The following is a 22892-nucleotide window of genomic DNA, read 5'->3' on the forward strand; positions in this document are numbered from 1 at the left end:
GAGTGACGCTGCCGGGGCCGGGCGGCGTCCGACCGGGGGCGGTGGCCGGTCGGACGCCGGTGGAGGGTCAGGAGGAGGGACCGTCGAGCAGGCCGCACTTCTTCAGGGCGTCACGGTAGTCGGACGCCGGCCAGGCGGAGACGTGCCCCCAGAGCGAGGTCTCGGGGATCACGCGTCCGGCGTGGGCCAGGGCGCGGGCGGCCCGCTCGATGTCGCCCGCGTAGTAGAGGAAGGCGCCGAACAGGTGCGCGACGTTCGCGTGTTCGGGGTCGGAGGTGACGTCCCCCGCCAGCCACTGGTCGGCGGCCTGCGTCAGTTCGCCGCGGATGCCGGGGTCGGAGAGGTACGCCTCGACGAAACCCTTGACGTCGCCGTAGGTCTGGAACTCGTCGCTGCCGCTGATGAGCAGCATGATGTGCTCCTTGTGGGCCGCGGGCAGCAACCCCAGGCACGCGTCGCCGGGGCCGGACAGGGAGGCGTTCTCCCGGGCGAAGGCGAACATCTCCTCGTGGGAGCCCTGCCACTTCTCGCACAGGACCTGGAGCCGGGAGTAGCGGCCGCGGTGATGCCAGGAGTCCCGGGCGCACAGCTCCAGCCAGACGCGGTCGAGCTCCTCTCGACGGACCTGCATGCCCAGGCCGTACCACTGGAGGTTGTTCCAGGGGCGGGGGTCCTCGGGAGCGAGTTCGGCCGCCCGGGTCAGGGGCCGGACCGCCGGTTCGAGGAGTTCGAAGAAGCGACGGAAGCGGTCCTCTCCCACCCCGGAGGCCCAGCCCGAGCCACGGGCCTCCCAGGAGGCCTTGAGGCGGGTGGTCCCGCCCAGCAGGAGAAGGAGGGGGTCGTCGTCGCCGTAACGGTCCTCCAGGGCGGACAGGTGGGGGAGGCACGCGTCGGAGAGCACGTGCAGGCGCAGATCCGCCCGAGGGGGGTCGTCGATGTCCAGGAGTTCGCGGGCCTTGGCGAGATCGCCCGCGCGGACGGCGGGCAGCGCCGCGGCCAGATCCTGATCGCGCCAGATGTCACCGAAGGTGATACCCGCCTTCTTGACCTGGCGTTCCGCGATTTTCTCAACGCTCTTCTCAAGGAGCTTCAGTAGAACCACAGAGAAGTTATACCGGACATGACACCACCTTCTTCACGTTTTTCATATCAATAACGAAACATGCTAAAAGCGATCATGTACCCAAAAAGGGATCAGTCTTCATCGATCGGATACGGAACGTCACCGGAAGGTTTTTCCACACTCCGTGCCGACCCCGGGGTGTGCGCCCGGAGGAGAGAGGGAAGGAGTGCCACAGGTCACACGCACGGCATCGCGTCGGTCGGCTCCACGGCGATCCGTCGGGCCCGCGGGGATCCGTCCCGTGGTTCGAGCACGGACGCAGGGGAATCTTGACGTATACGCGCGTGTTACACCCCGCGAGACCGCACAAGCGCCTGGGAGGCACCCACACGATGGCCGAGCGAGCACTGCGCGGCACCCGACTCGGGGCGACGAGCTACGAGAACGACCGCAACACCGACCTGGCTCCGCGGCAGGAGGTCACCTACGACTGCACCCGGGGTCACCGCTTCTCGGTCACCTTCGCGACCGAGGCCGAGATCCCCGTGGAGTGGGAGTGCCGCTTCTGCGGCGACCGGGCCCTGCGCCGCGACGGCTCCGGCGAGGAGCCCAAGACCGCCAAGCCGACGCGCACCCACTGGGACATGCTGCTGGAGCGCCGGAGCATGGAGGACCTGGAAGAGGTCCTCGCCGAGCGTCTGGAAGTGCTCCGCGCCCGCCGTCGCGAGGAGGCGGCGAAGGTGGAGGAGATCGCCAAGCAGCGGCAGAGCGCCTGACGCCGCGCGCATCGGGGGGCGGTGGACACGATCCGTGTCCACCGCCCCTTCGTCGTCTCCGGACCCCTACCCCAAGTGGCCGAACGGGTCGTGGGTGGAGCCCACCAGCTCCTTGACCGACTCGATGACCCGCGTGGGGCGGTAGGGGAACTGCTCGGCGGTGTCCCGATCGGAGATGCCCGACAGCACCAGGACCGTTTGCAGGCCGGCCTCCAGTCCGCTGAGCACGTCGGTGTCCATCCGGTCGCCGACCATCAGCGTGTTCTCCGAGTGGGCGCCGATCCGGCGCAGGGCCGAGCGCATCATGAGCGGGTTGGGCTTGCCCACGAAGTAGGGGCGCCGACCGGTGGCCTTCTCGATGAGCGCCGCGACCGCGCCGGTGGCGGGCAGCGGCCCCTCCGCGCTGGGGCCGGTCTCGTCCGGGTTGGTGGCGATGAACCGGGCCCCGGCGCGGACCAGGCGGATCGCCCGGGTGATGGCCTCGAAGCTGTAGGTCCGGGTCTCCCCCAGCACCACGTAGTCGGGGTTCCGCTCGGTCATGACGTAGCCGACGTTGTGCAGCGCGGTGGTCAGACCGGACTCGCCCACCACGTAGGCCGACCCGTTGGGGCGCTGGGTCTGGAGGAACTGGGCGGTCGCCAGGGCCGAGGTCCAGATGGACTCCTCGGGGATGTCCAGTCCCGTGTTGAGCAACCGGGCCCGTAGGTCGCGCGGGGTGTAGATGGAGTTGTTGGTCAACACCATGAACGGGGTGCCGTGCTCGCGCAGCTCGGAGATGAGCTCGTCGGCGCCCGGGACGAGGTGCTCCTCACGGACGAGAACGCCGTCCATGTCGAAAAGGTAGTTCCATTCGTTGCTCACGTGCCCCATTGTGCCCACAACGAGGCGGAACACGCCATTCCTACTCCCGGGTAGTCGATACTCCTCACACCGGGGGACCTGCGGGCCCTCCCCGACCGGCACCGCGCCGAGGCGCTCCCGGGCCGCCTGCGCGACTCGGCCGGTGGCCGGACCGGGACGGCGGGGTCACACGGGCGGCCAGGGCACCGCCGGCCAGTCCGGGGCCGGGTAGGGGTGGATGCGGTGCCCGATGAGCAGGTCGACCCGGGCGTGCACCGCGTAGACCTCCGGGCCGGTGAGGTGGCGGTCCAGTTCACGGGCGACCGTGCTGTCCGGGTCGGCCATCAGGTCGCGCAGCCTCTCCAGCCCGGCCATCGCCTCGTCGGGCAGCGGCGACCCCTGCCACTGCCACAGCACCGTGCGCAGTTTGTAGTCCTCGGCGAAGGACACCCCGTGATCGCAGCCGTACAGATGTCCCTGCGGGGTGGGCAGCAGGTGGCCGATCTTGCGATCGGAGTTGTTGATGACCGCGTCGAAGACGGCCATACGGCGCAGGGCCGCGTTGTCGGTCTCCCGGGACAGGGCGACCAGGTCCACGGTGGTGTCGCCGTGCACCCACAGCTGGGCCATGCCCTCGCCGAAGGGCCCGTCGCGGTGGACGGTGGGCGGGACGACGGCCCAGCCCAGCGCCTCGGAGACGGCGTGGGCGGCGACCTCCCGGCCGGCCAGGGTGCCGTCGGGGAAGTCCCACAGGGGCCGCTCCCCGGCCACGGGTTTGTACACGCAGGCCGCCGAACGGGATCCGTCGGAAACGGTGCAGTACAGGGTGGCGTTGGAGGCGGCGGTGAGCCGCCCCTCGACGGTGATCCCACCGGTGCGCAGCAGGTCGAGTCCCTCGGCGGGGGTCAGCCCCTCGAAGGGTCCCTCGATGGCGGTGTCGTCGTGCGTCAAGGCCGGATCAGACCAGACGGTCGGGGCGGTAGCCGTTCTGGCGTACGCAGATGTGCCCGGCCGGGTCCAGGGGGCGACCGCACAGCGGACAGTCGGGCCGACCGGCGGCGACCACCTTCAGGGCCCGGCCGGCGAAGGCCCGGGCCTCCCCGGGTGTGAGGTAGACGCGCAGGACGTCGCGGTGCGGCGGCCCCTCCTCGGTGAACACTTCGAGTTCGTTCTCGTCGTCGACGAGGTCCTCGCCGGCGCCCTCGTCGATCTCCTGGGCCTCCACGATGACGCGGGCGGCCTCGGCGTCCCAGGCCAGGGCCAGGGTGCCGACGCGGAAGTCCTGCTCGATGGGCTGTTCGAGGGGGCCGTCGTCCTCGGGGACGGTCGTATCCCCCGGGGGCGCGCCGAAGCGTCGGTGCACCTCTTCCAGTAGCTCCTCGATTCGGGTCGCCAGCGCCTCGACCTGTGCCTTCTCAAGGACGACGCTGGTGATGCGGCCCTCCCCCACCGCTTGGAGGAAGAAGGTGCGCTCTCCCGGCTGGCCCACGGTCCCGGTGATGAACCGCTCCGGCGGATTGAACTGAAAGACGGGCATGCCTAGAACCTTAAGGGATGTCGGTGACGCTGTGTTCGGCACCGGCTCCACCGCCCACCGCCGCGTCTCCGGTGGCCTCGGCGGAGGTGGGCAGGACGGGGCCGGGGCCCTTCCCCGTGTCGTTGAGGACGTTGAGGAAGGGGCGGGTGCGCGTGTAGGTGATGGAGGTGACCGAGCAGGGGTCCACCCGCAGTCGTTGGAACAGGTCCAGGTGCAGGCCCAGGGCGTCGGCGACGATGGCCTTGATGATGTCGCCATGGCTGCACACCACGTACACCGGGGGCGCGTCGGCGGGGGTGAGCAGCAACCGGGAGTTCCAGTCGCGGACGGCCTCGACCGCGCGCGCGGAGGCGGCGGCCAGCGCCTCTCCGCCGGGGAAGCGGACGGCGGCCGGATGGTCCTGCACGACCCGCCACAGGGGCTCGTGGGCCAGGTCGGTCAGGGCCCGGCCGGTCCATGAGCCGTAGTCGCACTCGATGAGCCGGTCGTCGGTGGTGATGGGGACGCCGAGGACCTCGGCGACGGCCTCGGCGGTCTCCCGGCAGCGTTCCAGCGGGCTGGAGAGCAGGGCGGCGGGACGCACCCCGGACAGCCGAACGGCCAGGTGGGCGGCCTGGGCGCGACCGGTGTCGTTGAGGTGGACCCCCGGGGCGCGACCGGCCAGTCGGGGCCCGGTGGCGTCGGTCATCCCGTGCCGGACGAGGATGAGGGTGACCGCCTGTGGAAGGGTGTCCTGGGATGGTGGTGTCGCCATGGCCCCAGCCTAGAGCGGTGTCGCCCGCACCGCCCACGTCCTCTCCCGCGCGGCGGCCGGAACGCGCACGGGCCGGCCCCCGGGAGGGGCCGGCCCGTGACGGGGCGAGGGGGTCAGCCGACCCCGGCGCCGCCCTGCGGGTCCAGGACGCCGGAGAAGACGAGCACGAGGATCAGGACACCGAGCGCGACGCGGTAGTACACGAACGGCATGAAGCTGTGCGTGGAGATGAACCTCATCAACCAGGCGATGACGACGTAGCCGACCACGAACGCCACGATGGTGCCGACGATGGTGGCGCCCCAGCCGGCGTACTCGCCGCCGCCGATGTCGAGCATCTTGTACAGGCCGGAGGCGAACACCGCGGGCAGGGCGATGAGGAACGCGAACTCGGCGGCGGCCGGGCGGGTGAAGCCCAGCAGCCGGCCACCGGTGATGGTGGCGCCCGACCGGGAGACGCCCGGGATCAGGGCCAGCGTCTGGAACAGGCCGAACGCGATGCCGCGCCCCAGGGTGAGGTCCTCCAGTTCGCGCTCGCGGCGGGCGAAGTGGTCCACCGCGCCCAGGATGAGGCCGAAGACGATGAGGGTCAGCGCGATGAGGCGCAGATCCCGGAAGGTGCTGTCGATCTGGTCTTCCAGGAGCAGGCCCAGGACGCCGATGGGGATGGTGGCCAGGATGATGTACCAGCCCATGCGGGCGTTGATGTCACCGCGCAGGTCGCGGTCGACCAGGGAGCGCGACCAGGTGGAGGTGACCGCCCAGATCCTCTTCCGGAAGTAGACCACCACCGCGAGTTCGGTGCCGATCTGGCTGACGGCGGTGAAGGCCGCGCCGGGGTCGGGCCATTGGAAGAAGGCCGCGAACACGCGCAGGTGGGCGCTGGAGGACACGGGCAGGAACTCGGTGAGTCCCTGGATGAGGCCGAGAACGACCGCCTCGAAGATGGACACTCGGTTTCGGGCTTTCGTGAAGGTCCGGCGCGGAGGGGGCGCCGGAGCACCGCTGGGGATCTCCCTCTGAGGACCGGGGGCGGGGGCCTCGGGGATCGCGTCCCGGCCGGATGGAACCGGTCCGGGCCGCACTGACGGCGTGGTGAACGTCCCCGGTCAGGGCTTCGACGAGGATACGCCGTGAGGATGTACGTCGGGACGACTTCGCATGAACACGGTACTCTCCGCCGCATGGAACAGCGACAGGTGGGCAGATCGGGACTCTGGGTGTCCCGCACCGCCCTCGGCACGATGACCTGGGGCAAGGACACCTCCGAGGAGGAGGCCGGGCAGCAGCTCACCGCGTTCGCGGACGCGGGCGGCACGCTCGTGGACACCGCGGACATCTACACCGGCGGGCAGAGCGAGCGGATCCTGGGGCGGCTGCTGCGCTCCTCGGTGCGCCGCGAGGACATGGTGGTGGCCACCAAGAGCGGGCACACCCCCGAGGGCTACCGACCGGTGGACGCCTCGCGCCGGCACCTGCTGGCCTCCCTGGACGCGTCGCTGCGCAGGTTGCAGACCGACTACGTGGACCTGTGGCAACTGCACGTGTTCGATCCGGTGACGCCGCCGGAGGAGACCCTGGCGGCGATGGAGGCCGCGGTGACCGCCGGCAAGGCCCGCTACGTGGGGACCGGCAACCTGGACGCGTGGCAGTTCGCGACGTTGGCGACCTGGCAGCGGGCCAGGCCGGGGCGGGTGCCGCTGGTGAGTGTGGGCGCGGAGTACTCACTGCTCAACCGGGGTCCGGACCGGGATCTGTTGCCGGCCGCGACCGCCGCGGAGGCACACCTGATCGCGTGGGCGCCATTGGGTCGGGGGGTGCTCAGCGCCAAGTACCGCACCGGCACACCGGCGAACTCGCGCGCGGCCTTCCCGCACATGGCGTCGTACGTGGAGCCGTACCTGGACGATCGCAGCCGGCGGGTCGTGGAGTCGGTGTGCACCGCCGCGGAGGGCCTGGGCGTGTCTCCCCTGGCGGTGGCGCTGAGCTGGGCGCGCGACCAGGAGGGGGTGGCGGCGGCCGTGGTGGGGCCGCGCACCCTGGCACAGTTGGAGGAGGTCCTGGGCGTGGAGGGCGTGGAGCTGCCCTCGGAGATCCGGGACGCCCTGGACGACGCGACGTCCGGGGGCGGTCGCTGACCCCGTGGCCGAGCGTGGCCCGGAGCGACGAGGACGGGCCCGCCGGCCACCCCGTGTCCGTCGCGTGCTCCGGGTCCGGGGAGCCCGCCCGGGCGGCGCCGGCCGAGCGCTGTTCCGCGCCTCCGCCCGGCAGGCCGCCGGCGCCATCCGACGGGCCGCGCCGGAACCGGTGCGCCGCCGTGCGCGGTGGTCGGCCCCGCGCCGCCGCCCCCGCCCCTGGCGGACCTCGTCCACGGTCCGCCACCGGACGTCGTCACCTCTCGATAGGCTGCCGGGGAACGACGCACGCGCGAACGAGGGGGACCGGCCGAGGTGTCCGAGGCAGTCGAACAGGTCAGTGCCGTCCTGGACGGAATGGGCGCGCCGCGCGCCCTGGCCCCGCGGTTGCTGGCCGCCTTGGGCCCGACCGCCGCCACCGACCTCACCGCCGACCCGTGGCTGCTGCTGCGGTTGCCGCAGGTGACCGTCGAACAGACCGATTTCTGCGCCCGTCGGGCCCTGGGTGAGCGGGCCCACCCTGACGACCCGCGCCGGACGGCCGCGCTGACCGAGCACACGCTGCGCACCGCCGCCGCGCGCGGGCACACCGCCGTGGAGGAGAAACGGCTGGCCTCACTGGTGGGGCGGCTGGGGGTGAACGCCCCCGCGCAGGCCTTGGAGGCCGCGGTGGCCGGAGGCGCCGTGGCGGTGTTCGAGAGCACCGACGACTCCGACGACGACTTCGACTTCGCCGAGGACGGGGTGCCGGACCTGCCCGACCCCGACCGGTTCTACGCGCTCACGGACCTCGGCCACGCGGAGCAGCGGCTGGGAGAACAGCTGGTGCGGTTGATCTCCGCCAACGACCCGATCATGGACTCGGCCACGGCGGCCGAGACCGTCGACGCCGCCTGCGGCAAGGGCGGTTTCACCGTCTCGGAGCACACCCGGGCGGCGCTGGTCACGGTCGCCCTGCGCCCGGTGACGGTGCTGTGGCACGGGCCCGGCGACAGCGCCGAGACGGCGCGCGCCCTGGCGTGCCTGGCCGCGATCGCCGACGAGAGCCAGGTGGGGATCACGGTGGTGGCGCCCACCGCGCAGGCTGCCGCCGCCGTGGCGGCCGACCTGGCCGAGGTCGGTCAGGGGGACCCCGGGACGCGCGTGCTCTCCCTCGCCGGCGCCGTGCGGGAGGGACCCCTGACCTCGGGCCTGGTCGTGCTGTGCGAGTCGATGGCGGTGGGCGTGACCCGCGCGGCGGCGCTCGCCTCGCTGTGCTCCGACGGCGCGCACCTGGTACTGCTCGCCGACCCCCGCCAGGCCCCGTCCGCCACCCCCGGCCGGGTCGCGGAGGACATCGTCCGCTCCCGTACCGCGCACACCGCCGAGGTCGCCTCCCCCGAGGAGGAGGCCGGCCCGGGGCCCATCGCCGCGCTGGCGCTGGCGGTGTCCGAGGGGGAGGTCCCCCACGTGGACGCGCCCGGCCGCGAGGTGGTGCGGGTCCCGGCCGCCTCGGCGGAGGAGGCCGCCCACCGGGTCGTGCAGCTGGTGACCGACTCCATCCCCCGGGCGTTGGGCGTCCCGGCCGAGGAGGTGCGCGTGGTCGCGGCCCGCGAGGACGGGCCGGCCGGGGCCCGCGCGCTCAACGTCGCCTGCAAGGAGCGGCTGAACCCGGGTCCGGGCGCCCTGGGCGGGTTCGACCCGGGGGACGCGGTGCTGCTGGTCGCCGAAGGGCCGGGGTTCGGTCCGGGTGACACCGGTGTGCTGCGCGGCCCGGTCGAGGGCGGGGTCGAGGTGGAGCTGACCGGCGGCGCGAAGGTCACCGTCACCGACCCGGCGGCGCTGCGCCCGGGCTGGGCGCTCACCGTGGCCGCCGCCCACGGCGGCCGGTGGCCGGCCGTGGTGGGGGTGTTCCCTCCCGGGGTCCCGGTCTCCCGACCCCAGGTGTACACGGTGCTGACCCGGGCGGTCCGTCACGTGTCCCTGGTGGACGCCACCGACGGCGCGTTGGAGACGGGCGTGCGCGAGACCACCGCCCCCGAACGCGTCACCCGCCTCGTCCGCGTCCTGCGCGAGGGCTGAGCCGGGGACGACCGTGCGGCTCCCCAACGGGGTCCGGGACACCGCCGGCCACCCGGTCCTCCCGCACCCGGAGGAGCGGGCGCGGGAGGACACCCGGTACCGCTCCTAGGTGAGGTGCTTCTCGATGAGGTCGACGATCGCCGGGTCGGAGGGCGGCGTCGTGGGGCGGAAACGGTGGACCTCGCCGTCGGGCATGACCAGGAACTTCTCGAAGTTCCACTTGACCTTGCCCGCCTTGCCCTCGGCGTCGGGGGTACGGGTGAGCTCTTCGTAGAGGGGGTGGCGGCCCTTGCCGTTGACCTTGGTCTTGCTCATCATCGGGAAGGTCACGCCCCAGGTCATCGAGCAGTACTCGGCGATCTTGTCATCGTCGCCGAACTCTTGGAGGAACTGGTTGCTGGGGAAGCCCAGGACGGTGAACCCGCGCTCGCCGTAGGTCTTCTGCAACTCCTCCAACTGCCCGTACTGGGGGGTGAGCCCGCAGCGGGAGGCCACGTTCACCACCAGGCGGACCCGGCCCGCCCACTCCCCGAACGTCGTCTCGCGTCCGTCGATCAATGTCACCGGGATGTCGTCCAGCACCGTCATGTCTCTCCTTCTCGTCGGCCTGCCTTTCGCGCCTGCCTCCAGAGTGTCAGAGCCCGTCGGCGCGTTCTCACCGGCCTCTCGCCCGGGAGGCGTACCGTGCCGCACGGCACGATCGGGGCAGGAGCGGCCGATGGCGCGCCCACCCACCGGGGTCGAGGGGCCCGGGTCCTGATAGTCGAGGACGAACACGACATCCTGGAGTTGCTCACGGCGTCGCTGGAGCTGAGCGGGTTCAAGTCCCGTCACTCACCCCACTGGCGAAAGCCCCTGAACAGCGGAAACGCAATGTGGTCAGGGGCTTTCGCGTTCCCGGGGGTGCACCGGCGGGTGCACGGGGGCAGAAGCTCCGCCCGGTGAGTGTGCACCGCCCATCCCGTCACTCACGCTTCACCGCCCGGTTGGCACCCCCGCTGGACCTTGTGGTTCGCAAGGAATCACCACACCGGCCTGCGCCCCGACCCGTAGAGGGCCCCGGGCGAGACCGAGGTCGCAGGGCCGGGTATGTGGCCTGGTTCGACCAACGCCGCCGACAGAGCGAAATCGGACCGGTCCCGTCGGCGGAGTTCGAGGACGGCCGCTAACAACAGCGCTTCGGCACCGGAACAGGGCAGAGCAGCAAAAGCGCCGAAGAAGGCCGAGGCGGCACCGATCACGCTGGTATCTTTCCAGGGCAGCCGCTGTCCACCGCGGCCTGAGAGCGGCCTACGGCAGGCATGGGGCCCGCCCGTCTTCGCGTTCGGCTGCCAGGAGCACTCCCCTGGCCCGTACAAGAGACGAATCCGACCAGGAACCACGCTTCTACGGTCCGGACAACTCCTTGTTCACCGCCGACGCCGCAGCCATCCGGTCCCAGCCACCACGGCCACCAGGACGACCCCCCGCCGACAAGAGGTGTCCCGATGTCCTTCCAGACCGCCCGCACCGTCGAGGAGATGCTCACCACCGTCCACAAGCGCGAGTACCTGATGCCCGCGATCCAGCGCGAGTTCGTTTGGAGCGCCGATCAGATCACCAAGCTCGTCGACAGTTTGATGCGCGGCTACCCCGTCGGCTCATTCTTGCTGTGGGAGGTCAGCCCCGAGACAGCGAAGACGTACACCTTCTACGAGTTCCTGACGAACTACCACGAGCGCGACAAGCCCCACGCCGACAGGGCCACCCTCCCTCACGGCAGCGGCACCACAGCCGTTCTCGACGGGCAACAGCGCCTCACCTCCCTGAACATCGCGCTGTACGGCAGCTTCGCGGAGAAGAAGAAGTACGCCTGGTGGAACAGTCCCGACGCGTTCCCGGTCAAGCGCCTTTATCTCAACCTGGTCGACGCTCCCGAGGACGAGGAGCTCGGGGCCAAGTACGATCTGCGCTTCCTGACCGATGATGGCGCCGCACCCGAGCAAGGCGAGCCGCACAAGTGGTTCCGTGTCGGGGCGGTGCTCGACCTCGCCAATGGCGGACCCGCGATCATGCAGGAACTGGAGCGGCGGAGCATCCCCCCGTCAAGCGAGGCGTACCAGCGGCTGTACGACCTCTATGAGGCGGTGCGAGTGCACAAGCCGATGAACTACTTCCTGGTCACCGACCAGGACCCCGACAAGGTGCTGGAGATCTTCGTCCGGGTCAACAGCGGCGGCACCACCCTGTCCTACTCCGACCTGCTGATGTCGATGGCCACGAACCAGTGGAAGGAGCTCGACGCCCGCGAGGAGGTCCGCTCACTGGTGGGTGAGATCAACGGCAACGCCGGACGGCAGTTCTCCTTTTCCAAGGACACGGTGTTGAAGACCGCGTTGACCATCGCCGCCGTTGACGTGAAGTTCAAGGTCACCAACTTCACCCAGGCCAACATGGCGAAGGTGGAGGCGGCCTGGCCCCAGACCAGGAGTGCGCTCCTTCGCGCGGCGACGCTGCTCCAGACGTTCGGCTACAACGAACGCAACCTCACCGCCAACAGCGTCATCACACCGATCGCCTACTACCTGCACCTGCGGGGCGCGGAAGACACCTACCTCGACTCGACCGCCGACGCCGCCGACCGGCTCGCCTTGCAGCGGTGGGTCACTAGATCACTCGTCAAGCGCGGCGTCTGGGGTTCGGGGCTGGACACCCTGCTCACCCGTATCCGCGACGTGCTGAGCGCCAATACCACAGGCTCCTTCCCGGTCGCCGCGGTCGAGGAGGCGATGGCCGCGGTCGGAAAGAGCCTCACCTTCGACAACAGTGAGATCGACGAACTGCTCAATCTCAAGTACGCCGGACAGCGCACCTTCTCCGTGTTGTCTGTGCTGTACCCGGGCCTGGACCTGAGCAAGGTGTTCCACGAGGATCACATCTTTCCCAAGTCCCGCTTCACGAAGAAGAAGCTCGCCGCGGCCGGGATACCTCTCGACAGGATCGACGACTACCTGGCAGCGGTGAACCTGCTGCCCAATCTCCAGCTCCTCGCGGGAACCGCCAATATCGAGAAGCAGAACACCCTCCCCGGGGACTGGATCGGGGCCGCGTTCCCCAGCGAGGAAAAGCGAGCCACCTACCTCTCCGAGAACGACCTCGACGGTCTGCCGCTCGGCATGGAGGAATTCACCGCGTTCTTCGAGCAGCGCAAGCAGCGGATGCGCGAACGCCTCATCTCCACCCTCGGAGCGACTCCCGCAATCCCGGGCCCGGAGGCTCCCGCGTAGAGGCGGTTCCGCCACGTGACGGTGATCCGCGGCAGCAAACGCATCAACGCCTGCTCGTAGTCGTCCCCGTCACCCGTGCACACCCTCCCGAAGTGGTCTTGCCTTCTTCCTGCTTTCTGTTCTCTTAAGAAGTCGGCGCGGGGCGGGGATGCGACATCGAAGACCCCCTGGGCCTGGGGGTGGGCCGTGGTGATCAGATCACTCTCACGGGACTCTCAAACCGTACTCAAATAGCCTTCAGACACGACCAAACGGGGCGATACCGCGCGTGCGCGGCACCGCCCCGTCGACGGTCGGGATGACCGACCGTTTCAGGTGAGGACCAGCACCCGAACCCGTTCGGAGACTGCCGTGTACCGCCGCACGGCGAGCAGTAGGGCGTCGGTGTCGTGTGCTTCCAGCAGGCCGGTGGGGGTGATGGCCCAGAAGGACCCGGTGGCCTCCCCGTAGTAGGCGATCAGGTCGGGGTGCCGTGCCTGGACGGCGGCGGCGCGTGCGTGTTCGGGGGCGAACTCGGTGCGGTGCCCGCCCAGGCGGGGCAGGCGTTGGGCGCGGCGGGCCCGGCAGGAGGGGTGCTCGCAGGCCGGGCAGACCGGTCCGACGAGCGGCCGCCTCCGGTGCAGCGGCAGGAGCGGAGCGGGCCGGGTGTCGTCACAGCGGCGCGGCCGCGGGATAGGGTGGCGCATCGGATCCTGGTTTCTTGGTTGTCGCAGATCGGAGTTCGGGATCAAGGGCTCAGAAGGCGTTGGCGCGCCTTCTGGGCCCGTCTTCGTACCGGGCCCCTTGTCGTGGGGGCCGGGTGGAGATGTCAGGCCACGGGGGCGGGCTCCTTCCAGCGGCTTCCCTGGAGGTCGTAGGCGAGGTAGCACCACACGGTGCGATAGCGGGCGTAGCCGTTGTCGCCCCAGTCCGTGGCCAGGGCGTCGACCAGGGCCAGACCGCGCCCCGTCTCGGCCTCCGCCGGGAGCCGCTCGGGAGCCAGGCGGGTGTCCTCGCCGGTGGCGGCGCCCAGGTCGCGGCAGGTCAGGCGCAGGCCGTGGCGGTTGCGGTGGACCAGCAGCGTGTAGTGGCCGCCCGGGCGTCCGGACAGCGAGTGGCACACGGCGTTGGCGGCCAGTTCCGACCCCAGCAGGGTGAACAGGTACCGGTAGTCGGGGTCGCGGTGGGCGGCGCAGGTGTCCAGGAACGCGCGCACCAGCGGCATCACCTCGCCCAGGCCGGGGAAGGCGTAGCGGCGCAGCCGGTAGGGGGCGCGCTCGCAAGTGCCGGTGAAGTAGTGGCGGTGGCCGGGCCGGACAAACGCGGCCAAGGGCACCGTCGCGGTCCCGGCCACCGGGGCCGGGTGCAGGCGGGGGTCGTGGACGGTTTCGGGCATGACGAACCAACTCCTTGCTCAGGGTGGAGGGAACAGGGCCCCGACCGCCCGTCGACCTTCGCGAAGTCGCGCACGGAGACGCGGGCGGGACATAGCGTTCGCTTCGAGGAACAGTCGGTGTTCGGCTGATCACCATCCACCCTAGAATGGGAATCCCACAAGTCAAGCGAATCAAACGAGATTCCCATAATGTCCGGTTAGGATGCCCCCATGACCTCGCACAGCCCCAACATCCGGCGACGCCGCCTCGGACACGTCCTGCGCAGCCTCCGCGACAAAGCCGGACTCACCCTGGAAGCCGCGGCCAAGGGCTCTGGCGTCCCCCGTTCCACCCTGGGCCGGATGGAGACCGCCGAAGCCCGACGTCTGCGCCACACCGACCTGGACGCGCTCGCCGACTTCTACGAGGTGGACACCCAGACCCGCGAGGGCATGCACGAACTGGCACGGCAGTCCAAGCAGAGCGGCTGGTGGTCCCGCTACAAGGACGTGTTCGGCGAGCACGCCCTCCCGGACTGGGAGGCCGAAGCCGCGACCATCCGCGCTTTCCAGGCCCAACTCGTCCCCGGCCTGTTCCAGACCCCGCGCTACGCCGCCGCCGTCTTCCGCGGGGGCCGTGCCATCGGCGAGGAGGAGGTGGCCCGCCCGGTCGAGGCCCGCATGAACCGGCAGGCCATCCTCAACCGGGTCAAGCCGCCGCGCATGACCGCCGTCATCGACGAGGCCGCCCTGCGACGCCTGGTCGGTGGCCGTGAGGTGATGCTGGAACAGCTCGAACACCTGGGCCACCTGGCCATGCGGCACAACATCGACATCCAGGTGCTGCCCTACGAGGCGGGCGAACACCTGGGCATGGAGGGGTCGTTCACCATCCTGGACTTCCCCGAACCCAGGGACACCCCGATCGTGTACGTGGGAACCGCAACCACCGGCCTCTTCCTGGAACGCCCCGAGGAGATAGAGGAATATAACGTGGCGTTCGGCAACCTCCAGGGCATATCCCTGTCCACAGCCCGATCGGCCGAGCTCATCGGCGAGATCGCCGCGTCACTGAAGGAGCAGACATGAGTCACCGACTCGACTTCCGCAAGAGCAGCTACAGCGGCCGGGACCAGGACTGCGTCGAGGTCGCCGACCTGCCATCCGGTGCCGCCGTTCGGGACTCCAAGAACCCTGACGACGGCCATCTTCCCTTCCCCTCCCCCGAGTGGGCCGCCTTCCTCCGCTCCTCGCTCTCCCACCAGCGCACCTGACAACCGTGGCACGCCCCGCCGCCAGAACGTCGGGGCGCACCACGCCTGTGCCCCTCACTCATCCCGAAAGCGGAGATCCGTGATCGTGGCCAGGTCGATGCCGTAACGGGCGTACACCTTCGTGGTGTTCTCCCCCGTCAGCTCCGCCTCGGAGTACCCCAGCAGCGTCGCCACCCGCACGACCTCCTCCCGGCTGTCGGCCTCGATCTCCAGGTAGGCCGGGATGCGCGGCCAGGTGTCGATCTCCAACCTGGCCCCGTCGAGTGCGAAGCTGTGCCTGCGGTTCTCCTGGTACGCCTTGGGCGTGTACCCCAGCTTGCCCAGCAGCGCGTTGGCGGTCTCGAAGTCGCCGACCTCGGTCTCGGTCTCCCGGGTGCCGTCGATGGCGTCGGAACCGATCTCCTTGACCGCGAGCGTCACCCGGCCACCGGTGTCGCGCAGTCGCACCCACCGGGAGGCGTCCCCGGGTTCGATGTCGTAGACGTAGCGCCGCTGGAGCACCTCACCTAGGTCCTCACCGCCCTTGTCGAGGATGAGCCGAGTGACCCGGTCGGGGTCGATGTCCAGAACCTTGGCCTCGTACTCGATCGCGCTCATGCCGTCGGATTCCCTTCGTGGTGTGTGTTCGTCTCAAAGGCGGTGGGGGTGCGGTGGTGATCGGCGTCCAGCCTGTCACGATCGGTCCGGCGGAAGCGGAGGATCTCGGTGCTCAAGGGGCCGTCGAGGAAGTCCCCGATCGGCTGGCACAGGTCCATGCGTTGCAGACACACACCCACCAGGTAGGCGCCCTGGCGGTCGCGGTAGAGCCGCAGCCCGTAGAACCCCTCCTGGCAGTCGGTGTCGTTGTTGAACCGACACCCTCGGCACAGGGCGGGTGGGCGTACGGGGCGGATCCACTTGACGTGGACGCGGCGTTTCCCGCCGTCGATGCGGTAGACGGTCCGGGACCCGGAGGCCCCGGCGGTGAGGTGATGTGACTCCGCGACGGCTCCGCGCTGGGCGAGGACGTCGTTGATGGCGTCGATGGAGGCTTGCCCGTGGTCGAGGGAGTTGAGCAGGCGGACGGAGACTTCGGGGGCGTAGGTGTCCAGGAGGCGGTGAACGCGGTCGATGTGCGTCCGGTCCAGGACGACGATGTTGGCGCCGGCCCGGACCTCGTAGTCGATGCAGGCCCGGATGGAGACGCGCAAAGCGTCGATCTTGGCCGCGGCCCTGGCGGTGTCCCGAAACCGGGAGTGCTGGACCTGGGCGAGTTCTTCGGGTGTGGTGCCGAAGATCGAGAAGTTGACCCGGTCGAGCCCGGCATCGGCGCAGGCGGGGATCTGCCTGGCGCCGTTCTCACCGTTGGAGGTCATGCACACCCGGTATCCCTGGTCGACGGCCAGCCGGACGAGGTCCGGCAGGCGGGAATGGAGGGTGGGTTCGCCGCCGGTGAGGTGGAGTTCGGTACAGCCCATGCACTCGTTCATGAGCCGCAGGGTCCGGGCGAACTCCCGGTCGGGCGGGATGGTCGCGGGTAAGAAGGCGGCGCCGTTGGTGGCCGCGTAGATCGACGTCCGCCCTGAGCTGCCGGTGATCTGGAAGGGCCCGAGGTTGCGGTTGTCGACCACGACGGGGGTTCCTTCGTTGTGGCAGAACGTGCAGGTCATCCCGCAGGCGTCGAGGATCTTGACGCGCAGGGTGGTGTCGGTGTCGATGAAGGTCGGCAGCGGGTTCGCGGCGGGGAGGGCATCCATGGGGGCTCCTGTGACGGTGCCAGGATCGGGCGGGGTCGTGTGTCACAAGCGACGATTCCGTCACGGATAGTGGCTCTCCCATCCCTTGCGGGTATCCCCTCCCGGGATAATCGGGGTCCCATCCGATCCGCCCCGCGAAGGAAAAGGGGAAGCCGTGCCCGGTCGATCCTGGGAGGACATCGACATTCCGGCATGGGCGTGGGAGAGGCCGCAGACGCAGCGGCTACTGCGGGACCGCGATGTGCCCGGCCTGCTCCGACTGGCTCAGGCGCACGGTGCGAGTCAGACCCGGATCGCCTCGGCGACCGGCATCGCTCAGGGGCGGGTGAGCGAGATCCTGAGCGGAAAGCGGACGGTCGGCTCGCTCCAGCTGATCGAAAGGATCGCCGACGGCCTCGGCATGCCCGACCACGCACGGATCCTGTTCGGGCTGGCGCCCCGGTCTCCGGCAGCGGCCAGCGCGGCCGACTCCGATCTGTCGGGGCCCCTGCGAGAGCGCTTGGACATCGCCTCCGTCGATCAGTCGCTCATCGGGCTCTTCGAGGCCCAGACGCAGAACCTGCGCCTGATCGACCGCAAACTGGGGGCACACTACCTCTTGGCCCAGAGCCAGGCGCATGTCCGGCAGATGCACGACCTGCTGCGGCACTCGCTCCCCGGCCCCGTACGACGCGGCCTCGCCCAGGCCCTCGCGGAGGCCGCGTCCCTGACCGGGTGGCAGGCCCTCGACTCCGGGCGCGCCTCCACCGCCTGGCGCTACTACGAGATCGCCAAGGCAGCAGCCCGGGAAAGTGACGATGCGACCGTCCTGGCGCATGTGAGCGCCGAACAGGTCTACGTTCTCCTGGACAGCGGACGTGAGCGCGAAGCCCTCGCCACCCTCAGGGCCGCGCGCAACAGATCGGGAACGTCACTGCCCGCCCTGCTGTCCTCGTGGCTGTGGGCCGCCGAAGGCGAGGTGCACGCCGCGCTGGGACACGAAGCCGAGACTCAGCGGGCCCTGGAGCACGCGTTCTCCTTGCTACCCCCAGAACCCCACGACCCTTCCCTGCCATTCCTCATGCTGGACCACACCCACCTGCTCCGCTGGCGCGGGCACTGCCTGGCACACCTCGGACACGATGAGGCGATCGAGGACCTCACCCGCGCGCTCGACGGCATCGCCCCGCTGGAACTCGGACGTGCCGAGGCCGGACTGCGCACCGATCTGGCCTTGGCCTACGCCGCCCATGGCGACACCACCCAGGCCCACCGCCAGGCACGACGCGCCGCAGAGCTGTCGGACAAGTCCGGCTCCGTCCGCCAACGGACCCGGTTGGCCCGCCTGCTCCCGCAGAGAAGAACCTCAGGAGGCGAGAATGTGGAGTAGGGCGATGAGGGTGCCTGAGCTCTGGATGCGCCCCTCGGAGATCAGGCTGCGGACCTTGGCCAAAGGCACCCACTCGTAGACGCCCTCATCGAACTCGGTCGGCTCCGCTACCAGCTCGGCGCAACGGCCGACGAACACATGGTGGGGGCTGCGGACCGTGCCGATCATCGGCTCGAAGGTGGCCACGTGCTCCACCGAGCCGACCCGCTGGCCGGTCTCCTCCAAGGCCTCACGCACGGCCGTCTGCTCCGGTGTCTCCTCGGGGTCCAGGAGGCCACCGGGCAACTCCCACCCCCACACATCGGGCACGAACCGGTGCCGGTAACTCATCAGGACGTGCTCACCGGACCGGTCCAGGATGGCGATCACCGCGGCCGAGGGCAGCGTGACCGTGTGGTGCTCGAACCTGTCCCCGGAGGGCGTGGTGATGTCCGCCTTGCCTAACCGCACCCACGGGCTGTCATAAAGTGTGCACTCACCGTGCACTACCCAGTGGCCCCGGCCGTCCTCGGTCCCGTCCATGCCCCGAAACTACCGCGATGACGCACCTCTGCTTACGGCTGGGCCCACGGTGTTCCGCGAAGGCGCGTTGCGACGTGTGACCTACAGCCAAGTTCTACCGAAACACGCCGATTGGTACGTTACAGCGCACATTTGTCGTACTGGTGAACGAAAATAGAGGATGGGCCTGGCCAACCATCCTTCACGGGCCCCACCATCGGGCTCGACACAGAGTTGGCACCACCCACCACATCGGCGGGTGAAGGCTTTGCCCCGTACACACCGACCCCAGGCACACCAACACGAAGAGACGATATGAACGAAGCGGAACTACAGGCACTCGTCGATGGTCCTGTTCCCGAAGTGCAGCACAGGAACATACCCCACCGATACCTACGCCCAGGCCAATGCGACGAGCAGACCGAGTACGGGACCCCGGCGGGCAGTCGCTACTGCGGCGCTCCGAAGGTCACGGGATTCAAGCTCTGCCTCCACCACCTGTTCACGAAGCTCACCGAAGACATACCAGCCGATGAGCTGCGAGAATAACCCCAAGTCTCAAAATGTCACTCTGAGCACCACCATCAGATAGTCACAAATAACACCCAATACGAAGATCAGGACCTTATGCCTACCACTTCAAAAAAATCACACTATGGCCATAATTCTGGTTTCATAAGAGAATGACCGCTCATGACCAAATATGGTGTGTGAGCGAGGTGGCGCGTGGGGCCCAAGTGGCTGCTGGATGCTGTATCAGAGTTCGGCACGCATTGTGCTCAGAAGCTGCAAGAAAGCGCAGGTCAGCCGGAGGCGGCGATCCGCGGCCCCAGCGAGCGATTCCTGGTGACAGTCGGCAGGCAACTCGGACTCCCAGTCATCGCGCACGACGAAGCACGCATGAAGCAGACGCGGGCCCGTCCCGACTTCGCGATTCGCGTCGACGGGGCGATCACCGGCCACGTCGAGCTTAAAAAGCCAGGTGAGAGCCTGGCCCCGGAGCGCTTCACCGGACACAACAAACGCCAGTGGGAGCAGCTCCAGGACCTGCCCAACCTGCTCTACACCAACGGCACTCATTGGCGGCTCTACCGTCACGGAGAATTGGCCCTCAGCGCTTCCTTCGTCCCGGACCTGTATACGGCCGGAGCAGACCTGGCTCCCCAAGACCTGAGCGCCGAACCACTCCTGCGCGAGTTTCTCCGCTGGAGCCCGCCGCCCATCACCACCGCCGACCAACTGGTTCACGCCGTGGCCCCGCTGTGCCGTCTTCTGCGCGAATCCGTGCTAGAACAACTCGCCGTCGAACATCTAGCCGTTGAAGCCGGTTCCGACCCCGACGACCAGCCCTTCTCCCTGCTCGCCAAGAGCTGGCGCAACCTGCTCTTTCCCAGCGCCACCGACGCGGTCTTCGCCGACGGCTACGCCCAGACCCTGACCTTCGCCCTGCTTCTGGCCCGCACCGAAGGCATCGACGTCGCTGCGCTGCCCGCCCACCAGATCGCCCTCTTGCTGGGAAAGAAGAGCGCCCACTCGCTGATGAGCCAGGCGCTGAAACTGCTCTCTGAAAGCGCCGTGGAGACCTTCCAGGTCACCCTGGACCTGCTGCGCCGCGTGATCGGCGCGGTGGACTGGGGACCCATCTGGGACAACCGCGACGATGCCTATCTGCACCTGTACGAATCCTTCTTGGGCGTCTACGATCCCGACCTGCGTAAGGAATCGGGCTCCTACTACACGCCCGTCGAAGTCGTCCAGACCATGGTCCGCCTCACCGACGAGGTACTGACCGCCCATCTGGGCGCTTCGGAAGGCTACCTGTCCCCCTCGGTGACCACCGTCGACCCGGCGATGGGGACCGGCACTTACCTGCACTCCGTCATCGACCACGCCGCACGCCGGGCCGCCCAGGACCAGGGACCCGGGGCGGTAGGCCCCTCCATCAGCGACCTGGCCCGGCGCCTGATCGGTTTCGAGCTGCAGATGGGCCCCTACACGGTCGCTGAGATGCGCACGGTGGACCTGCTCAAGAGCCACCAGGCGCGACTGCCCCCCGAGGGTTTGCGCCTGCACGTGACCAACACCCTGGATGACCCCTATGAGGAGACGGTGGCTCTGCCGGGGCTGACCGCACTGTCCAAGTCCCACAAGCAGGCCAACCGGATCAAGTCCGACACCCCCGTCACCGTGGTCATCGGCAACCCGCCCTACCGTGAACGCGCCGAAGATCTGGGCGGCTGGGTGGAGTCGGGCTCCAAGAACGCCACCGGCCCCGCCCCTTTGGAGCTCTTCCGCAAGGAGGGCAACGGGCGTCTGGAGTACGTGCTGAAGAACCTCTACGTCTACTTCTGGGCCTGGGCTGCCTGGAAGGTCTTCGAGGCCCACGACCAGGACCGGCACGGCGTGATCTGCTTCATCACCACCAGCGGCTACCTCAAGGGGCCCGGTTTCAAGGGCATGCGCCGCTACCTGAGGAAGACGTGCTCGCAGGGGTGGGTCATCAACGTCTCCCCCGAGGGGATGCGACCGGACGTGCCCACCCGGATTTTCCCAGGCGTGCAGCATCCTCTGGCCATAGCGATCTTCGTGCGCCGCGCCGACACCGACCCCAACGTGCCGGCCCAGGTCCGCTACACCGAGGTCACCGGACGGAGGGAGGACAAGTACACCCAACTCGCGAACTTGAGCCTGGAGAACGGCTCCTGGCGTTGGACGCGCACCGAGGCGGAAGCGCCCTTCCTGCCCGCAGCAGAATCGGCCTGGGACGACTACCCGGCCCTGGGCGACCTGTTCTGCTGGACCGCGCCCGGGATGAAACCGAACCGGACCTGGGTCTACGCCCCCTCCCCACAGCTACTGGTACAGCGCTGGCAGCATCTGGTGGACGAGAAGGACAGGGAGAGGAAGCGCGTGCTCTTCAAGGAAAGCCGTGACAGGAAGCTGGGAACGGTGGTGGGCCCCCTTCCTGGTTTTCCTGCCCACTCGTCAACGATCGAGAAGGAGAAAGGGCCTGTGGCCGAACCAGTCCGTGTGGCTTACCGCTCCTTTGACCGACAGTGGGTCATTCCGGACAACCGGCTGTTTCATGGGCCTAGTCCTGACCTGTGGCGAGGTCGTCTGGCCCCTGATCAGCTCTTCCTCAACGAACAGCACTCCCAGGCCATCAGTTCCGGTCCCGCGGTGGTCTTCTCCACGCTCATCCCAGACATGCACCACTTCAACGTCCGCGGCGGCCGAGTCCTGCCCTTGCTGCATCCCTCCGGAGCAGACAACACAGCCCCCCGTCTCCTTGCCTGTCTCGCCGACAGGCTCGGAGCACCCGTTACCGCTGGGGACCTGGCCGCCTACGTCGCCGCCGTCAGCTCCCACCCAGCCTTCACCCAGCGCTTCACCGATGAGCTCACCACCCCCGGCGTCCGCATCCCCCTGACCGCTGACGGCAAGGTGTGGCACGAAGCCGTCAGGATCGGGCGCGAGCTGGTCTGGGCCTGCACCTACGGCGAAGCCTTCACTGACCCCGCCGCAGGTCGGTCCAAGGGAGACATAACCTTCGACGTCTCAGACCCCCGCAGGCCCAGGAGCCTCACCCCCCTGGGCGAGGGCCTGCCCGACAAGCTCACCTATACCGAAAGCCCGGACGGCGAAGGCATCCTTCACGTCGGCCAGGGCTCGTTCGGTCCGGTCACGGCACGCATGTGGGCCTACGACGTGGGCGGGATGAACGTCATCAGGAACTGGTTCTCCTACCGCAAGGTCAACCCGGGCGGGAAGAAGACCAGCCCGCTCGATGAACTGCACCTTCAGACCTGGCCGCGGGAGTGGATCACCGAGTTCAACGAGTTGCTCACCGCATTGCGCCGCGTCACCGAACTGGAAGAGGCCCAGGCCGCTCTTCTGGAGCGGGTACTCTCCGGTCCGCTGATCACTGCAAGCGAACTGGCGGCCACAGGGGTCAAGTTCCCGCAGACCACCAGAGACCGCAAACCCAACTACAGCCTGGCCACGAGCAGGCCCAACACACAAGCAGGCCAGGAGACCCTGATGTGACCCAGGGGCGGTCCCGGTAGGACCATGTGCCGTATAGGGGCATCCGGTCCATTGTCAATGGCCAGTGTGTTTGGCTCTGATCCAATCTCTGTGAAGCCGCCACACAGAGTGACTCCGGCTGTCAGGATGTCGATTCGTGTGACTACGTCCCCCTACGCGCGCTCCTGCCCCATCTGCGT

At 69.1% G+C, this 22892-nt stretch carries 20 protein-coding genes; 8 read left to right on the top strand and 12 right to left on the bottom strand.

The features are described from left to right. Positions 1 to 67: 67 nt before the first annotated feature. Complete coding sequence (locus RM479_RS26575; protein ID WP_311514434.1) at positions 68 to 1102, bottom strand: hypothetical protein; 1035 nt, start codon at positions 1100 to 1102, stop codon at positions 68 to 70. A 353-nt stretch (positions 1103 to 1455) separates the two neighbouring features. Here RM479_RS26575 and RM479_RS26580 point away from each other — a divergent pair, with 353 nt between their 5' ends. After that, positions 1456 to 1839: an RNA polymerase-binding protein RbpA gene (locus RM479_RS26580; RefSeq protein WP_274810931.1), complete on the top strand. Its 384-nt coding sequence runs from the start codon at positions 1456 to 1458 to the stop codon at positions 1837 to 1839. Positions 1840 to 1905: 66 nt separating this feature from the next. On the opposite strand, the gene RM479_RS26585 is transcribed toward RM479_RS26580, so the two are convergent. From RM479_RS26585 to RM479_RS26605, 5 genes are all read right to left on the bottom strand, one after another. Continuing rightward, entirely contained in the window at positions 1906 to 2709 is an 804-nt protein-coding gene (locus tag RM479_RS26585; protein ID WP_311514452.1) for an HAD-IIA family hydrolase, read from the bottom strand. Between the two features lie 156 nt (positions 2710 to 2865). Then, positions 2866 to 3630, bottom strand: coding sequence for an SCO1664 family protein (locus RM479_RS26590; protein WP_311514435.1), 765 nt, complete (start codon positions 3628 to 3630; stop codon positions 2866 to 2868). A gap of 7 nt (positions 3631 to 3637) precedes the next feature. Continuing rightward, positions 3638 to 4216: a DUF3090 domain-containing protein gene (locus tag RM479_RS26595; RefSeq protein ID WP_311514436.1), complete on the bottom strand. Its 579-nt coding sequence runs from the start codon at positions 4214 to 4216 to the stop codon at positions 3638 to 3640. A gap of 10 nt (positions 4217 to 4226) precedes the next feature. Beyond that, a complete protein-coding gene (locus tag RM479_RS26600) occupies positions 4227 to 4970 on the bottom strand; it encodes an MSMEG_4193 family putative phosphomutase (protein WP_311514437.1) in 744 nt (247 codons plus the stop codon). A gap of 113 nt (positions 4971 to 5083) precedes the next feature. Continuing rightward, complete coding sequence (locus RM479_RS26605) at positions 5084 to 5923, bottom strand: undecaprenyl-diphosphate phosphatase (protein WP_311514438.1); 840 nt, start codon at positions 5921 to 5923, stop codon at positions 5084 to 5086. 231 nt (positions 5924 to 6154) lie between these two features. Between RM479_RS26605 and RM479_RS26610 the strand changes: the two genes are divergently transcribed. Continuing rightward, on the top strand, positions 6155 to 7108 hold the full coding sequence (locus RM479_RS26610; protein ID WP_311514439.1) for an aldo/keto reductase: 954 nt from the start codon (positions 6155 to 6157) through the stop codon (positions 7106 to 7108). 312 nt (positions 7109 to 7420) lie between these two features. Further along, on the top strand, positions 7421 to 9166 hold the full coding sequence (locus tag RM479_RS26615) for a helix-hairpin-helix domain-containing protein (RefSeq protein WP_311514440.1): 1746 nt from the start codon (positions 7421 to 7423) through the stop codon (positions 9164 to 9166). Positions 9167 to 9271: 105 nt separating this feature from the next. Here the strand turns inward: RM479_RS26615 and RM479_RS26620 are convergent, their stop codons facing one another. After that, positions 9272 to 9754 (bottom strand): glutathione peroxidase, encoded by a 483-nt coding sequence (locus tag RM479_RS26620; RefSeq protein WP_311514441.1) that lies wholly within the window; start codon positions 9752 to 9754, stop codon positions 9272 to 9274. Between the two features lie 899 nt (positions 9755 to 10653). Between RM479_RS26620 and RM479_RS26625 the strand changes: the two genes are divergently transcribed. Beyond that, the gene (locus RM479_RS26625) at positions 10654 to 12432 is read left to right on the top strand and encodes a DUF262 domain-containing protein (RefSeq protein ID WP_311514442.1); all 1779 of its coding nucleotides are present in this window, start codon (positions 10654 to 10656) and stop codon (positions 12430 to 12432) included. 311 nt (positions 12433 to 12743) lie between these two features. On the opposite strand, the gene RM479_RS26630 is transcribed toward RM479_RS26625, so the two are convergent. Then, positions 12744 to 13118, bottom strand: a complete 375-nt coding sequence (locus tag RM479_RS26630) for a hypothetical protein (protein ID WP_311514443.1) — start codon at positions 13116 to 13118, stop codon at positions 12744 to 12746. Positions 13119 to 13240: 122 nt separating this feature from the next. Then, on the bottom strand, positions 13241 to 13807 hold the full coding sequence (locus RM479_RS26635) for an ATP-binding protein (protein ID WP_311514444.1): 567 nt from the start codon (positions 13805 to 13807) through the stop codon (positions 13241 to 13243). A gap of 210 nt (positions 13808 to 14017) precedes the next feature. Here RM479_RS26635 and RM479_RS26640 point away from each other — a divergent pair, with 210 nt between their 5' ends. Both RM479_RS26640 and RM479_RS26645 read left to right on the top strand, forming a co-directional pair. Continuing rightward, positions 14018 to 14875, top strand: coding sequence for a helix-turn-helix domain-containing protein (locus RM479_RS26640; protein WP_311514445.1), 858 nt, complete (start codon positions 14018 to 14020; stop codon positions 14873 to 14875). After that, positions 14872 to 15060 carry a DUF397 domain-containing protein gene (locus tag RM479_RS26645; RefSeq protein WP_311514446.1) on the top strand — a complete coding sequence of 63 codons (189 nt, stop codon included), beginning with the start codon at positions 14872 to 14874 and terminating at the stop codon, positions 15058 to 15060. The genes RM479_RS26640 and RM479_RS26645 overlap by 4 nt, the downstream gene beginning before the upstream one ends. Before the next feature lie 54 nt (positions 15061 to 15114). On the opposite strand, the gene RM479_RS26650 is transcribed toward RM479_RS26645, so the two are convergent. Together RM479_RS26650 and RM479_RS26655 are read right to left on the bottom strand one after the other, a co-directional pair. Beyond that, the gene (locus RM479_RS26650) at positions 15115 to 15657 is read right to left on the bottom strand and encodes a class IV adenylate cyclase (protein WP_311514447.1); all 543 of its coding nucleotides are present in this window, start codon (positions 15655 to 15657) and stop codon (positions 15115 to 15117) included. Further along, entirely contained in the window at positions 15654 to 16796 is a 1143-nt protein-coding gene (locus RM479_RS26655) for a radical SAM protein (RefSeq protein ID WP_311514448.1), read from the bottom strand. The genes RM479_RS26650 and RM479_RS26655 overlap by 4 nt, the downstream gene beginning before the upstream one ends. Before the next feature lie 154 nt (positions 16797 to 16950). Here RM479_RS26655 and RM479_RS26660 point away from each other — a divergent pair, with 154 nt between their 5' ends. Beyond that, the gene (locus RM479_RS26660) at positions 16951 to 18165 is read left to right on the top strand and encodes a helix-turn-helix transcriptional regulator (protein WP_311514449.1); all 1215 of its coding nucleotides are present in this window, start codon (positions 16951 to 16953) and stop codon (positions 18163 to 18165) included. Here the strand turns inward: RM479_RS26660 and RM479_RS26665 are convergent. Continuing rightward, on the bottom strand, positions 18142 to 18687 hold the full coding sequence (locus RM479_RS26665) for an NUDIX hydrolase (RefSeq protein WP_311514450.1): 546 nt from the start codon (positions 18685 to 18687) through the stop codon (positions 18142 to 18144). The two genes, RM479_RS26660 and RM479_RS26665, sit on opposite strands and share 24 nt — an antisense overlap. Positions 18688 to 19392: 705 nt before the next feature. Between RM479_RS26665 and RM479_RS26670 the strand changes: the two genes are divergently transcribed. Continuing rightward, complete coding sequence (locus tag RM479_RS26670; protein ID WP_311514451.1) at positions 19393 to 22713, top strand: type ISP restriction/modification enzyme; 3321 nt, start codon at positions 19393 to 19395, stop codon at positions 22711 to 22713. Positions 22714 to 22892 lie beyond the last annotated feature (179 nt).

The organism is Nocardiopsis lambiniae (assembly GCF_031845465.1).
GTDB classification, from domain to species: domain Bacteria; phylum Actinomycetota; class Actinomycetes; order Streptosporangiales; family Streptosporangiaceae; genus Nocardiopsis; species Nocardiopsis lambiniae.

Coding starts and splice junctions, on each gene's coding strand:
- RM479_RS26580 (WP_274810931.1), top strand. CDS start 1,456: ATGGCCGAGCGAGCACTGCGCGGCACCCGACTCGGGGCGACGAGCTAC.
- RM479_RS26585 (WP_311514452.1), bottom strand. CDS start 2,709: ATGGGGCACGTGAGCAACGAATGGAACTACCTTTTCGACATGGACGGC.
- RM479_RS26595 (WP_311514436.1), bottom strand. CDS start 4,216: ATGCCCGTCTTTCAGTTCAATCCGCCGGAGCGGTTCATCACCGGGACC.
- RM479_RS26600 (WP_311514437.1), bottom strand. CDS start 4,970: ATGGCGACACCACCATCCCAGGACACCCTTCCACAGGCGGTCACCCTC.
- RM479_RS26610 (WP_311514439.1), top strand. CDS start 6,155: ATGGAACAGCGACAGGTGGGCAGATCGGGACTCTGGGTGTCCCGCACC.
- RM479_RS26620 (WP_311514441.1), bottom strand. CDS start 9,754: ATGACGGTGCTGGACGACATCCCGGTGACATTGATCGACGGACGCGAG.
- RM479_RS26625 (WP_311514442.1), top strand. CDS start 10,654: ATGTCCTTCCAGACCGCCCGCACCGTCGAGGAGATGCTCACCACCGTC.
- RM479_RS26630 (WP_311514443.1), bottom strand. CDS start 13,118: ATGCGCCACCCTATCCCGCGGCCGCGCCGCTGTGACGACACCCGGCCC.
- RM479_RS26635 (WP_311514444.1), bottom strand. CDS start 13,807: ATGCCCGAAACCGTCCACGACCCCCGCCTGCACCCGGCCCCGGTGGCC.
- RM479_RS26640 (WP_311514445.1), top strand. CDS start 14,018: ATGACCTCGCACAGCCCCAACATCCGGCGACGCCGCCTCGGACACGTC.
- RM479_RS26645 (WP_311514446.1), top strand. CDS start 14,872: ATGAGTCACCGACTCGACTTCCGCAAGAGCAGCTACAGCGGCCGGGAC.
- RM479_RS26650 (WP_311514447.1), bottom strand. CDS start 15,657: ATGAGCGCGATCGAGTACGAGGCCAAGGTTCTGGACATCGACCCCGAC.
- RM479_RS26655 (WP_311514448.1), bottom strand. CDS start 16,796: ATGGATGCCCTCCCCGCCGCGAACCCGCTGCCGACCTTCATCGACACC.
- RM479_RS26665 (WP_311514450.1), bottom strand. CDS start 18,687: ATGGACGGGACCGAGGACGGCCGGGGCCACTGGGTAGTGCACGGTGAG.